Annotated in this window: 14 protein-coding genes; 5 read left to right on the top strand and 9 right to left on the bottom strand. The window is 72.0% G+C overall.

Going from position 1 to position 12974, the window contains the following annotated elements; translation table 11 throughout:
* Positions 1-2: 2 nt before the first annotated feature.
* Positions 3-1055, top strand: coding sequence for a hypothetical protein (locus tag OG303_RS05915; protein ID WP_405865443.1), 1053 nt, complete (start codon positions 3-5; stop codon positions 1053-1055).
* 115 nt (positions 1056-1170) lie between these two features.
* Complete coding sequence (locus tag OG303_RS05920) at positions 1171-2412, top strand: lactonase family protein (protein ID WP_405865445.1); 1242 nt, start codon at positions 1171-1173, stop codon at positions 2410-2412.
* Here the strand turns inward: OG303_RS05920 and OG303_RS05925 are convergent.
* Positions 2380-3105 (bottom strand): DUF2470 domain-containing protein, encoded by a 726-nt coding sequence (locus OG303_RS05925; RefSeq protein ID WP_405865447.1) that lies wholly within the window; start codon positions 3103-3105, stop codon positions 2380-2382. The two genes, OG303_RS05920 and OG303_RS05925, sit on opposite strands and share 33 nt — an antisense overlap.
* 98 nt (positions 3106-3203) lie before the next feature.
* Positions 3204-3812, bottom strand: a complete 609-nt coding sequence (locus OG303_RS05930; protein ID WP_405865449.1) for a TetR/AcrR family transcriptional regulator — start codon at positions 3810-3812, stop codon at positions 3204-3206.
* A gap of 105 nt (positions 3813-3917) precedes the next feature.
* Between OG303_RS05930 and OG303_RS05935 the strand changes: the two genes are divergently transcribed.
* Positions 3918-5462 carry a cytochrome P450 gene (locus OG303_RS05935; RefSeq protein ID WP_405865451.1) on the top strand — a complete coding sequence of 515 codons (1545 nt, stop codon included), beginning with the start codon at positions 3918-3920 and terminating at the stop codon, positions 5460-5462.
* On the opposite strand, the gene OG303_RS05940 is transcribed toward OG303_RS05935, so the two are convergent.
* A complete protein-coding gene (locus OG303_RS05940) occupies positions 5424-6254 on the bottom strand; it encodes a pentapeptide repeat-containing protein (protein ID WP_405865453.1) in 831 nt (276 codons plus the stop codon). The genes OG303_RS05935 and OG303_RS05940 overlap by 39 nt on opposite strands.
* Positions 6255-6384: 130 nt before the next feature.
* Entirely contained in the window at positions 6385-7164 is a 780-nt protein-coding gene (locus OG303_RS05945) for a phosphotransferase enzyme family protein (protein WP_405865455.1), read from the bottom strand.
* Positions 7165-7262: 98 nt separating this feature from the next.
* Between OG303_RS05945 and OG303_RS05950 the strand changes: the two genes are divergently transcribed.
* A complete protein-coding gene (locus OG303_RS05950) occupies positions 7263-8027 on the top strand; it encodes a Clp protease N-terminal domain-containing protein (protein WP_405865457.1) in 765 nt (254 codons plus the stop codon).
* Here the strand turns inward: OG303_RS05950 and OG303_RS05955 are convergent.
* Positions 8016-8504, bottom strand: coding sequence for a GIY-YIG nuclease family protein (locus OG303_RS05955; RefSeq protein ID WP_405865459.1), 489 nt, complete (start codon positions 8502-8504; stop codon positions 8016-8018). The genes OG303_RS05950 and OG303_RS05955 overlap by 12 nt on opposite strands.
* Before the next feature lie 194 nt (positions 8505-8698).
* On the opposite strand from OG303_RS05955, the gene OG303_RS05960 reads away from it, so the two are divergent.
* Positions 8699-8899, top strand: coding sequence for a DUF5999 family protein (locus tag OG303_RS05960; RefSeq protein WP_405865460.1), 201 nt, complete (start codon positions 8699-8701; stop codon positions 8897-8899).
* Between the two features lie 57 nt (positions 8900-8956).
* Here OG303_RS05960 and OG303_RS05965 read toward each other — a convergent pair whose 3' ends face one another.
* The 4 genes from OG303_RS05965 to OG303_RS05980 all read right to left on the bottom strand — a co-directional run bounded on the left by OG303_RS05965 (position 8957) and on the right by OG303_RS05980 (position 12937).
* Positions 8957-9598 carry an FxLYD domain-containing protein gene (locus tag OG303_RS05965; RefSeq protein ID WP_405865462.1) on the bottom strand — a complete coding sequence of 214 codons (642 nt, stop codon included), beginning with the start codon at positions 9596-9598 and terminating at the stop codon, positions 8957-8959.
* A gap of 123 nt (positions 9599-9721) precedes the next feature.
* On the bottom strand, positions 9722-10465 hold the full coding sequence (locus OG303_RS05970) for a PIG-L deacetylase family protein (protein ID WP_405865464.1): 744 nt from the start codon (positions 10463-10465) through the stop codon (positions 9722-9724).
* Between the two features lie 43 nt (positions 10466-10508).
* Positions 10509-11810 carry an alpha/beta fold hydrolase gene (locus OG303_RS05975; RefSeq protein WP_405865466.1) on the bottom strand — a complete coding sequence of 434 codons (1302 nt, stop codon included), beginning with the start codon at positions 11808-11810 and terminating at the stop codon, positions 10509-10511.
* Positions 11811-11911: 101 nt separating this feature from the next.
* On the bottom strand, positions 11912-12937 hold the full coding sequence (locus OG303_RS05980; protein WP_405865468.1) for a LacI family DNA-binding transcriptional regulator: 1026 nt from the start codon (positions 12935-12937) through the stop codon (positions 11912-11914).
* Positions 12938-12974 lie beyond the last annotated feature (37 nt).

The following is a 12974-nucleotide window of genomic DNA, read 5'->3' on the forward strand; positions in this document are numbered from 1 at the left end:
GGATGACCGACACGACCGTGCGGATCGACGGGAACACACTGCGGCTGCCGGGTGGTGCGGCGGTGCGGTTCGTCCGCACCCTGCGGCTGCCCGAGACGGGCACCCATCCGTTGCCGCCGGGGCTGGGCGAGTTCCCGATCCGCCGGATCGCGGACCATCCGGACACGGTGCCCCGGGAGTGGCTCGCGCGCGGCGGCGTGATGCTGCCGGTGTATCTGCGCGAGGCGATGTGGCTGAGCTTCGCGGGCACCGTCGAGCCGGCCGCCCTGCAGGTCGGGGTGGGCAAGGTCTGCGCGGTCTCGGGCAAGCCGTGGAGCGACCGGCTGTCCCGGAATCCCCAGAACTACGTCGTGCTGCCCCGCCAGCCCTGGCTGGACGGCATCAACTCCGGGAAGGGCACGGTCCGCCAGTTCGTGGCGGTCCCGCTGGGCCTCGGGGCAACGGTCGAGGGCCAGGTCACGGGCGAGGAGACCTGGGGCGGCGTACAGCTGCAGTCCTTCCCGCTCAGCGAGCCGAGGCTGGCCGAGTGGCGCGAGGAGGAGCGGCGCCGCTCGGAACGGCAGCGGATGACGCTGTCGGCCGGGGGCTACGGAGCGGCGATGCCCATGGCGGCGCCCGCGCCGGGCGGGGGCCCGGTGCCGGTGGCCGCTCCGGCGGGCCGGCCGCGGGCCGCGGCGGCCATGGGTCTCGGCGTCGGCGGTTCGATGCGGCAGGAGGTCTACGAGGACGACCGGCCGATCGGGGACTGGGCCGAGGAGCCCGCCGGGCGCGTGTTCGTGCACCTGGTCACGCCTCCGGAGTGGCGCCGCATCACCGGCGAGGCTCCCCCGCCCTCGCCCGTGGACCGCGCGGCGTACACGCAGGCGGGGCTGCCTTGGTACGACTACTACGACCAGGACGCGCAGGACCTCGCGCCCACGGACGCGCTGGAGGGCGTGCAGCCGGTCGGCGACTGGCTCGGCGACGACCACGAACCCTGGCAGGATCCCGCGCCGCACCAGGTGAAGCCGCTGAAGGACGCACCGGGCAAGCCGGTCGAGGACGGCGACTGGTAGCGCGGCCGGCCCATTGCGCCTCGCGCAACGCCCGGTGCCGTTGTTGCACGGACCGGGTGGCACGGGTGATGGTGGTTTGTCACGAGCGGGGCGAGCGACCATCCGAGGTGCGGACATGGGCAGTGGGGCAGGAGCGGCGGGCGGCGGCTGGAGCAGGCGCCGCTTCGTCGGCGCGCTCGGGGGCGCCGCGGCGGTGACCGCGCTGCCGGCACCCGCGCCGCCCAGGTCCGGGTCCGGCCCCACGGCCACGGCTCCCGACCGGGCGACGGCCGTCACCGAGCAGCCGTCCGCCGAGCCGTCCGCAGCGCAGCCGTCGAAGAAGGCCTCCGGCCCTCGCCCGCTCTACGTCGGCACCTACACCTCGGTCGAGGGCGGCGGCAAGGGCATCGGTCTGGCCACGTACGACTCGGAGACCGGCCGTATCACCGGCACCGGGACCCTCACCGGCATCGTCAATCCGTCGTACCTCGCGCTCCACCCGGACCGCCGCACGCTGTACGCGGTGAACGAGCACGACGACGGCGCCGTGACCGCCGTGCGCCTCGCCGACCGCAAGATCCTGGGTGCGCGCAGCACGGGTGGGGCGGGACCCTGTCACCTCTCCGTGCATCCGGGCGGCCGCTGGCTGCTGAGCGCCAACTACGCGTCGGGCAGTGTGGCCGTGCATCCGCTCGGCGACTCGGGCGCACTGGGCGAGCGCACCGACGTGGTGAAGCACTCGACTCCGTCGCCCGGACCCGGCCAACAGGGCCCGCACGCCCACCAGTTCATCACCAGTCCGGACGGCGGCCACGTGCTCGCGGTCGACCTGGGCACGGACACCGTCTACACCTACCGCCTCGACACACGCCGTGGCACCCTCACCGAGGTCGCACAGGCGCACACCAGGGCGGGCGCCGGTCCGCGCCACCTCACCTTCCACCCCGGCGGACGGCACGCCTATCTGGCCAACGAGGTCGACAACACGGTCGCGGTCTGCACGTACGAGGCCTCCACCGGCCGCCTGACGATCGGGGAACCGCAGTCCACGGGCTCCGGCTCGGGCACCAACTACCCGGCGCAGATCCTGGTGACCGCGACCGGCTCGTACGCCTTTCTCGCCAACCGCGGCGACAACAGCCTCGCGCGGTACGCGGTCGAGGCGGACGGCGCGCGGCTCCGGCTGCTCGACACGGTGCCGGTGTCCGGTGACTTCCCGCGCCAGATCGCCTTCTCGCCGGACGGGACGCTGCTGTTCGCGGCGAACCAGAAGTCCGGCACCGTCAGCGTCTTCCGGGTGGACGCAAAGAACGGTGAACTACGGCTCGCGGGCGAGCCGTTCGCTTCACCCGTCGCCGTCTGTGCGCTGCCGCTGTAGGGCGCGCGGGCACGATGCGGCGCTGGCCTGTGTGAGCAGGACGTGCATGCGTTCGGTGAGCTGCCCGACGTCGTCGGCGGGCGCGTGGAACGGCAGTCGTACGTCGCCGTGGGCACGGTTGCGCTCGATACGCAGCGTCAGCCCGTGCCGGTCGACGGCGAGGGGCTGGACGCGGACCGCGCCGTGCAGGCCGGCATGGTCGACGAGCCGGGTGAGCCGCTCGACGGCGTCGGGATGGCAGTCGGCAAGATGGGTCAGCAGATGGGCCTCGGCGAGGACCAGCGGGTCGGGCGCCGCCGCGGCGAAGTCGTCGAGGTCGACGACCACCGCACCGGAGGACTCCCGCAGCACGATCCTGGTGGCGCGGAACGCCAGGTGCCCGTCCTCGGGGATGAAGTACCCCGCGAGCCAGAGCCGGGCCCTGACCCGGCCCCGGACCGGGACGGGCGCGACGTCGGCGAACTCCAGCACGGCGTGCGGCTCTCCGCGGGGCGCGCAGATCGCGGCCGCGAGCAGGGCGCTGTCCTCGGGCACCTGCAGCAGCACCCGACCGTCCTCGTCCACGCTGTGCGCACCGACGAAGTCCTCGCGACCACCGTCCCCGGTCACCGCGCAGGACCAGGCGGCGGCCAGCACCGACCGGGCCCGCTCGGCCGCGGCAGGCGCCGCCGTCCAGCTGGGGCTGTCACCCATCCCAACCTCCTCCATTAGGTAAGCCTTGCCTAACCTATCGAAGATCGGGGTGTACGCCAACCACCGGGTCCGTCCCGTCCCGGTCGGACGTGAAGCTTTCAGTCGGCGAGGACGCCCAGCAGTGCCCGGGCACACAGATCCCGCACCTGCTCCCGCGACAGGTCGGCGCCCCGCAGCCACTCCAGGCAGACCGCCGTCGTGAAGGCCAGCCAGCCGCGCACGGCGAGCTTGAGGTCCGGGCGCTGCTGTGCGACCGGGCCGAGTTCGGGGTCGGCGGCGAGTGTCGCCAAGATCTGCCGTTCCTGCACAGCCAGCGCCCGCCGATAAACCTTGCGGATGGCCTGATCCCCCGCCGCGTCCGCGCGGTGGAAGGCACGGAAGCCGTGGGCGTGGGCGTGCACGTACTCCAGAAACGTGTCGAGACCGTCGGCGAGCTGCTCGCGCGCCGGAACCCCGGGCACGGCCGCCGTCATCTGCAGCATCCGCTCACTCTCCCGCTCGACGACGGCCAGGCAGAAGTCCCGCTTGGTCGGGAAGTAGTGATACAGCAACCCGCGCGAGACCCCGGCGATCTCGGCGACCTGCTCGATCCACACCTCGTCGTACGGACTCTCCGAGAACAGGCGTGATCCCACCGACAGCAGCTGCTCCCGGCGCTCCTCGGTGCTGAGTCGGCGACGTGTGCGCTCGCCCGGGTTCGCAGCCATGCCCACACTTTACTTGACGCCGGTTCAACAACGGGATCAGACTGAGCACGTTATTGAACTCACGTACAACACGCTCAAGCTGCCGCTGCAGCAAGGGAGATCGTCATGACGGAGACGACGACAGGGACCGCACCGGCAACGGAGACCGGGCTGCCGAAGGGGTTCCGCGGAGCCGAACTGGGCTGGCCCGAGCTGCACCGCATCCCGCATCCCCCGCATCGGCTCCCCCTGCTCGGCGACGTGCTCGGCGCCGACCGGCGCGCGCCCGTCCAGGACTCCATGCGCTATGCGCGCCGGCTCGGGCCGATCTTCCGTCGCAAGGCGTTCGGCAAGGAGTTCGTGTTCGTGTGGGGCGGCGAGCCGGCGGCCGACATGGCGGACGAGTCGCGCTTTGCCAAGCACGTCGGTCTCGGGGTCGCCAATCTGCGGCCGGTCGTCGGGGACGCGCTGTTCACGGCGTACAACCACGAGCCGAACTGGCAGTTGGCGCATGACGTCCTCGCCCCGGGTTTCAGCCGGGAGGCCATGGAGGGCTATCACCCGATGATGCTGGCGGTGGCCGAGCGGCTCACCGGCCACTGGGACCGGGAACTGGCCGCGGGCCGGGCGGTGGACGTGCCCGGCGACATGACCAAGCTGACGCTGGAGACGATCGCGCGCACCGGGTTCGGGCACGACTTCGGTTCCTTCGAGCGCTCCCGGCCGCACCCCTTCGTGTCCGCGATGGTGGGCACGCTGTCGTACGCCCAGCGGCTCAACACGGTGCCGTCGCCGCTGGCCCCGTACCTGCTGCGCGGTGCCTCGCGCCGCAACGAGGCAGACATGGCGTATCTCAACCGCACGGTCGACGACCTGGTCCAGGCTCGTCGGGCCGCAGGCACGAGCGGCGACGGGGACCTGCTGGACCGGATGCTGGAGACGGCCCACCCGGAGACCGGGGAGCGGCTGTCCGCCCAGAACGTGCGCCGCCAGGTCATCACCTTCCTGGTGGCCGGCCACGAGACGACGTCGGGCGCCCTCTCGTTCGCCCTGCACTACCTCTCCCGGCACCCCGAGATCGCCGCCCGCGCCAGGGCCGAGGTGGACGCCGTCTGGGGCGACGCGGCGGTGCCCGGCTACGACCAGGTGGCCAAGCTGCGCTATGTGCGCCGGGTGCTGGACGAGGCGCTGCGACTGTGGCCGACGGCGCCGGCCTTCGCCCGGGAGGCCCGCGAGGACACGGTGCTGGCCGATACCCATCCGATGAAGCGGGGCGCGTGGGCGCTGGTCCTCACCCCGATGCTGCACCGCGACCCGGAGGTGTGGGGCCGCGAAGCGGAGCGGTTCGACCCGGACCGATTCGATCCGAAGGCCGTACGGTCCCGGGCTCCGCACACCTTCAAGCCGTTCGGGACGGGGGCGCGGGCGTGCATCGGGCGGCAGTTCGCGCTGCACGAGGCCACGCTGGTGCTCGGCCTGCTGCTGCGCCGCTACGACCTGCGGCCCGATCCGGACTACCGACTGCGGGTGACCGAGCGGCTGACGCTGATGCCGGAGGGACTGCGACTGCACCTGGAGCGGCGCGCGGTCACCGCCGGGGCCACCTCGGCGGCGGCCTTCGACGAGGTGGCGTCAGAGCTGCGCTGCCCAGTGCACGGGGTGGGCGACTGACTCCGGAAGCCGGGTGCCCGCGCTGCCGCGGGCGGCGTTGAGCTGGGGCTGGGTGAGAAAGAACGCGCCGGTCAGGTCCGCGTCGGTGAGATCCGCGTCGCGCAGGTCGGCGCCGATCATGTCCGCGCCGCGCAGGTCGGCGCCGGTCAGGTCGGCGGCTATGAGGTAGGCGCCGCGGAGGTTCGCACCGCGCAGGTCGGCGCCCTTGAGACGGGCGCCCATCAGGTCGGCGCCGCGGCGGTCCTTCTTCCGGCCGCGGGTGCCCGCCCGCACCAGCTCGCTGGTCTTCAGCAGCAGCACGTTGACCTCCTGCCGGTGCGCGCCCACGTCCAACTCGCCCAATTGCTCGGGCGTTTGACGGGTGAGTTCCTCGGTCCTGGCCAGGGCGCGGCGCAGATCGGCGTGGACCGGACGGGCCGGGGCCAGGGCGAGCGCCTCGGTGAGGTACCAGAGCAGTTCGTGCAGCTGCCGCACGACCGGGAACACGTCGGACATGCGCCGGGCGTCCTCCCGCGAGCCCGTACGCCAGTCCCGTCCGCCGAAGGTGATCTGCGAGACCTTCTGTCCCGCTCCGAAGCAGTCGTAGACCGTGCAGCCGGCGAAGCCCTTCTCTCGCAGCCGCGTGTGGATGCCGCACCGGTGGTCGCTCCGCAGGTTCGGGCAGGCCTGGCCGGCCTGCTTGTCGATCGCGAAGTCGGCGGACGCGGTGAAGGGCAGGGCGACACAGCACAGCCCGAAGCAACGTTCGCAGTCGCCGCGCAGGTCGGCACGGTCGGCTATCTGATCTGGCATGACGCCAAGAGTATCGACGTACGGCCGAGGACCGTCCCGCTCGGGCGCCACGACCTGCGGTGCCCCGGCGAGTACGCCGGCTTCTCATGCGCGCCCGATTGCCCGTGGGACTCTCACCGACGCGCGGCGGTCAGCCGGAGAGCAGGGCCCGCCGCCACTGGTCTTCCCGCCGCTCGATGTACTCGGCGTCCCCCCGCCAGGCCTCGCCGTGCCCCTGCTCCCAAAGGGTCGTCCAGGGCTGGTTCCCCCGCGCGGACTGGTCGCGCAGGAAGTCGTGCATGGCGCGGGTGCGGCGGCCCAGCAGCGGCACGAGGGCACGGCGCTCGGCCTCGTCGAGCCCGTAGGCGTCGGCGAAGACGCGCAGCCGGTCGGCGGCGTCGGAGCGCTGCCAGTCGGGGTGGGCGGACAGCGGGACGAATCCTCGCATGGCGTAGGCGACGTCCCACAGGCGGGACCCCGGGGCCGCCGTGTCCCAGTCGATGAAGGCCCACTCGTCCTCCCCGGCGACGACGAGGTTCCACGGCGCCAGGTCCTGATGGGCGATGATGTCGGCCCCCTCCGCGGGAATGAGCACCTGCCAGCGGGCGTCTGCCGGCGGTGTGAAGTCCTCTACGGCGTCGTGGAAGTCCCGGACGAGACGGGCCACACGGACCAGCTGCTGTCGGGGTTCCACCAGGGCGAACCGGTCAGGCCAGATCACCTCGCCGGGCACGAAGGTCAGCACCTCACGCCCTTGTTCGTCGATCCCGAGGGGGCGAGGCGCGGCACGGAAGCCGGCCTCGTGCAGGTGCGTGAGCAGCGCATGCACCGCCGGGGTCCAGGGCCCCGCGGGCCTGCGAACCGTGTCGCCGACGCGGACGACACCCGCGCTGACGTTGCCGCCCGACAGCGGCTGCTCTTCCTGGTGCACCGGTCGCTCCTCCACTCCCATGAGGCACTGATCTCGCCCCAACTCCCATGAGGCAAGTGCGCCTTGACAAAACCAATTTGTCAAGGCGCACTTGCCTCATGGCTCTTCCCGATCTGGACGACCTCATCGCCGAAGTGGACCGTACCTGCGCCACCGCCCACCGCCCGGGCGACCAGGAACAGCCCGACTGGCTGGCCCTGCTGACCGCCGCCGCCCGAATATCGGGTCAACTCCAGGCCCTGGCCGACGACTTGGTCGAAGATTACGTCGAGCACTGCCGGATGCACGGCTCCTCGTGGACGGACATCGGCGCCGCCCTGGGGGTGACCCGGCAGGCGGTGCAGCAGCGTTTCCAGGCACCCCACAAGCGCTACGCCCCCGAGACGATGACCGAGGACCTCCGGCGGGCGATGGCCCACGTCAAGGAGGCGGCCGTACGCCATCGCAACAACTACATCGGCACGGAGCACCTGTTGTGGGGGCTGACCGCCGAGGACAACGGCGCCACCCGGCTGCTGCGGGGATCGGGTGTCTCGCCCGAGACCGTGCACCGCGCCGTCGGCGACCGGTTGAGCATGGGTGCCTCCCAGGCGGCCGAGCGGATCGCCTGGACTCCCTACTCCCGCAAGGCGATCGCCCTCGCCGAGGCACGCGCCCGGCACTCCGGCTCCGAACTCATCGACTGCGCCGACCTGCTCGCCGGCCTCGCCCAGGTCGGTCGCGGAGTCGCGGCAGCCGTACTCACGGAGAACGGCATGGAGTTGGGCACGGAATGGGCCACGAAGTCGGACAGGGAACTGGACAACGAACGGGACGAGGAACCGGACACGGGGATCGACAGGGAGACGTGGTCACCGAACTGACGCGGCTTCGGCGTTCCCGATCCCCTCGACCAGCTTCGCGATCTTCGCCCTCTTCGCCTTGATCCCGCGGGCGAGAAGCCGTAGGTGAGTCGGGGACTCGGGTACGGCCGCCTCGAACTCCGCCAACCGCCGCTGCTCGACGGCGAGTTCGGTCCTGAGCCGCGACGCACGGTCCGGAGGCGCAGGCGGATGCCGACCGTTGAAGATCACGTTGTACCTGGGGCGCTCGGTCCAGACGACTTCGCGCTCGGCCGCCTCCGCGTCATCCGGATAGTCGATCTGTATCCCGATCACCTGGGGTCCCCATGTCTGCTCCCGCAGGTGCGTACGCACGCGGGTGAGTGGGCAGATCGAGATGCCGACGTACAGCAGACCCTCGAGGCCGTACAGCCGATACAGCGCCGTCCGGCCACCGGTGTGGAGGCTGCCTTCTTGGTCGAACAGGCCGCGCAGGAACTGCGAATCGACGTCGCTCATGACGCCGCCCCCTTCGGCTCGACGTTCCTCCCAACGCTCCCACGCGGGTGTGACATCGGCCCGGCCGGAACCAAACCTCACCGATGAGTTTCCGGCGGTGTGGGGGTCTCCTCATCCAACGGAAAACAAGCTCGGCTACCACAGAACAAGAGCCCCACTTCAGGCGGGAGCCAGACGGACAGAGGAGAGAGATCATGTGCAGTCACCGGCCACCGTGCCCCACCGCAGACAGCCCGGACCACCACACCGCCGTGATCGTGTCGGCCCACCCCGAACAGGGCTGGAGCCTGCTGTGCAACGGGACGATCGTGTTCGACGACACCGGTGAACTGCTCCCGGACGGGCGGGTCGTGGACCCGTACCGCACCCTCGGCCCGCTGACCGTGGCCGCCTGACCCAGCGTCACGGACAAACTCAACGCCGGCCGCCGACCTGCCCGAAGAGGTGTCAGGTCAATACCGTTGCGCCTTGGCCAGTTTCGGGGTCAGCACCGGCTCGGAGGGCTTGCGGCTGATGGCGAGCGGCTGGACCTTCTCGCCGGGGGCGAGGTTCTCTTCGCCGACGTAGCGGCTCTCCACCACCTTGCCGGAAGAGTCGAGGAAGTCGACCTGGACGGCGTAGGACGCCTTCTTGTCGGTCTTGTTGGTGATGGAGACCACGACGGCGAGCAGTCCGCCGGTCTGGGAGCGCGGTTTGCCGGTCATGGAGACGTCGGACGTCGCGTTGCCCTGTCCCTCGACGTTCTTGAGCTCGCTCTCGGCGGCCTTGTTCGACCGCACTGCCTCGGCCGACACGGAGGCTTCGAAAGAGGACGCGGCGGCGGAGGCGGACGCCGCTGCCGCCGAGACCGAGGCGCGTGCCGATGCGACGGCGGAGGCGGCCGCCGACGACAGGGCGGAGGGCGCCGTGCCCGAGAAGGACGCCGTGTCCGGAGCAGTGGGCCGTTCGGTGGACGGCGTGCTGGAGCTGCCGCTGTCACTGTCCGAGCTGCACGACACCAGGGTGACCGTGCTCGCCGCGACCACGGCCAGCGCGAGGGCGACCGGCCGGGACCGGCCCGCTCGTCGCGCCTGGTGGGATGCCCCTGCCCTCATGGTCGATGTCCTCTCGCGTGGCCTCGGATACGCAGCGAGATGCACCATATGTCGGAATATTCGGCCTGGCATGTCGTCACGCGGTACGCGCTCGGGCTGCCGTGCCAGGGGCCGGGCTCCGCACTACCTGCTGAACACCTCGAACGCCACGGCCGGCCTGCCGCCGAACCGCTCGGCCATCCTCTCGGCGTTGGCGGTCAGGAATCCGCGGACGTGCGTCTCCGGGTCCTCGTCGGTCAGCGCCTCGATGTAGGTGCGGTGTTCGAGCAGCGAGCGCACCGCGCGCTCCAGTCCGGCCGAGGCGTCTGCCGCGTGCGTGGGCGAGGCCGAGCCGGCGACGGCGACCCAACGGACACCGTTCCAGGGCTCCAGGCCCTGTTCGACGAGCTCGGGGAAGATCCACCGGTTGCCGGCGTCGCCCGCCGCGTCGAGGGTGGCGCGGCCGACGGCGACGTGGTCCGGGGTGTTCCAGGCGACACCGCCCCAGGTGTCCCGGTGGTTGAGGGTGATCACCAGCTCGGGCCGGTGCCGGCGGATCGCGGCGGCGATGTCCCGGCGCAGGGCGGTGCCGTACTCGATCACTCCGTCCTTGTGGTCGAGGAACTCCACCTCCGACACCCCCACCACGGCCGCGCTCGCCCGCTGCTCCCGCTCGCGCAGCGGACCGCACTTGGCCGGCTCCAGGGTGTCGATGCCTGCCTCGCCCCGGCTGGCTAGCACATAGGCGACCTCGCGGCCCTCGTCGGTCCAGGCGGCCACGGCCGCCGAGCAGCCGTACTCGAGGTCGTCCGGGTGCGCGACGACGGCGAGGGCGCGCTGCCAGTCGGCGGGCATGGGCTGGAGCTGGGCGGTCTGCGGCTCGGTCATGGCCGCAGACTAGCCCGAGCCCTGCGCCCCGGTGACGGTGATGTCACGCCTCGTCACGCGTGAGGGCGAGCAGCCGGTCCAGGACCCGGGGTCCGCCGGCCCGCACCCCGTCGTGCTCGAACTCGTCGGTCACCCATGTGCGCAGGCCGCGGATCGCGCGGGCCGTCTCGAGGGCGTGGGCCGTCTCGACGTACATGTCGTCGTGGTAGACGGCCGCCGCGACGGGGACCTCGTTGGCGGCGAGCCGGGCAGGGTCGTAGAGGGGCTGCCAGTCGGTGCGGGCGGCGAGGAGTTCGGCGGTCTCGCGCAGGGGGCGCAGCGCCGGGTCGCAGTCGAACATCCAGGGGTGGATCGACTCACCGGTGAACAGCAGCGGGCTGTCGCCCGCGAGGGCCTTGGCGGCGTCGAACTGCGGGAACTCGGCGCGGACGCGTTCGGCCGACCAGGCGGTGGGGCGCTCGTCCTGGCCGTAGGCCGCCTCGTGGACGAGGGCGTACAGGGGGTGGCTCGCGTACGAGAGCAGTCCCTGTACGTCCTCCTGGAACGCGTCGGAGAGTTCCGTGCCCCGCGGGGTGCGGACGAAGGCGTGTTCCAGGAGGTAGTGCAGGCGGTGGCTGCCCTCGCTGCCGCCGAGGAGGATGCCGAGGGACTGGAAGGCCTCGACGGTGAGGCGGTAGCCGTTCGGCAGGAGCACGTCGTGGGAGAGGAGATGGTCGGCGATCCGGCGGGCGCGTTCGGCGTCCTGCGGGTAGCGCGCGTAGTGGGCGGTGACCTTGCGCTCGATGCGGGGGTACGCGGCGCGGTAGACGTCGTCGGCGTGCGCGTCGAGGGAGGGCAGGCCGCCGGTGATCACGGCCGCCGCCAGCCCTTCGGGGGCGCTGGACAGGTAGTTCACGGTGCAGAAGCCGCCGAAGCTCTGGCCGAGGACGGTCCAGGGGGCGCCGCCGGTGACCTGGCCGCGGATCGCCTCGCAGTCGCGGACGATCGCGTCGGCCCGGAAGTGCGTGAGGTGGTCGGCCTGTTCGGCGGGGCCGCCGCGCAGCGGGAGGGTCTGGCGGTTGGCGGGCGTGGAGTGGCCGGTGCCACGCTGGTCGAGGAGCAGGACGCGGTAGTCCTTGAGGGCCCGGCCCAGCCAGGACTGCCTGCCGACGAAACGGTTCGCCCCGAAGCCGGGGCCGCCCTGGAGGTAGACCAGCCACGGCAGGTTCTGCTGCACCTTGTCGCTAGCGACGACCTCGCGGGCGTAGAGCTCGATGGTCTCCCCCGCCGGGTCGTCGTGGTCGAGGGGCACCGTGAAGTGGCGGTCGGTGAGGACGACGCCGGGCTGGCGGTACGTGGCGGTCAACAGGTCTCCAGGGACGAACGGGTTTCGGACCGCGTCCCACTTCATCACAAGTTCGTCCGGCGGCCGACCCCCTGGATCATGAAAACCTACTGACCGGACGATCAGCGGGCCGAGAGGCTCGAACGCCGTACGACGAGCTCCGGCTGGAGGACCACGCGTCGGTGCTCGTGGCGCTTCGTCCCGGTCTCCGCCTCCGTCTCCTCCAGGAGGAGCTCGGCGGCCAGGGCGCCCATGGTGACCGCGGGCTGGCGGACGGAGGTGAGCGGGACGGCCGCGGCGGCGGCGAACTCGATGTCGTCGTAGCCGACGATGGCCAGGTCGTCGGGGACTCCGATGCCGGCCGCGTACATGGCCTGCAGGACACCGAGGGCGAGGAGGTCGTTGGCGCAGAAGACCGCGGTGGGGCGGTCGGCGAGACCGAGGAGACGGGCTCCGGCGTCCCGGCCGGCGGCCACGTCGAGCCGCTCGGTGGGCAGTTCGCGCAGCGCGTCGGGGCCGAGACCCGCCTCGGCGAGGGCGTTCAGGGCTCCCGTGCGGCGGTCGCGCACCTGGTTGAGGCCGGGCGGACCGCTGACGTAGGCGATGGTCCGGTGCCCGGCGTCGACGAGGTGGCGCACGGCCAGGGCGCCGCCCGCCACGTCGTCGACGGAGACGGAGCACTCGGTGGTGCCCTCGGAGACCCGGTCGACGAGGACGAAGGGGATGTTGTGCCGCCGGAACGTCTCGATGTTCCGGCCGGTCGCGTCGGCGGGGGTGAGCAGCACGCCCCGCACCCGCTGCTCGGCGAAGAGCGACAGGTAATCGGCCTCCTCGCCGGCGCTCTGGGCGCTGTTGCAGACCATGACACCGAGGCCGGCGTCGCGCGCGGCGCGCTCGGCGCCGCGCGCCACGTCCACGAAGAACGGGTTGCCCATGTCCAGGACGAGCAGCCCCATGATCCGGCTGCGGCCCGCGCGCAGCTGGCGCGCGGACTCGCTGCGGACGTAGCCGAGCCGGTCGATCGCGGACTGCACCCGCGCCCGGGTCTCCGTGGCGACCGTGTCCGGACGGTTGATGACGTTCGACACCGTGCCGACGGAGACTCCGGCGGCGCGGGCGACGTCCTTGATACCCACCGACTGGGACATCAGGCAGGGACCTCCAAGGGAACACGGAACCGCGGGA

The organism is Streptomyces sp. NBC_00005 (assembly GCF_045160215.1).
Lineage (GTDB): Bacteria > Actinomycetota > Actinomycetes > Streptomycetales > Streptomycetaceae > Streptomyces.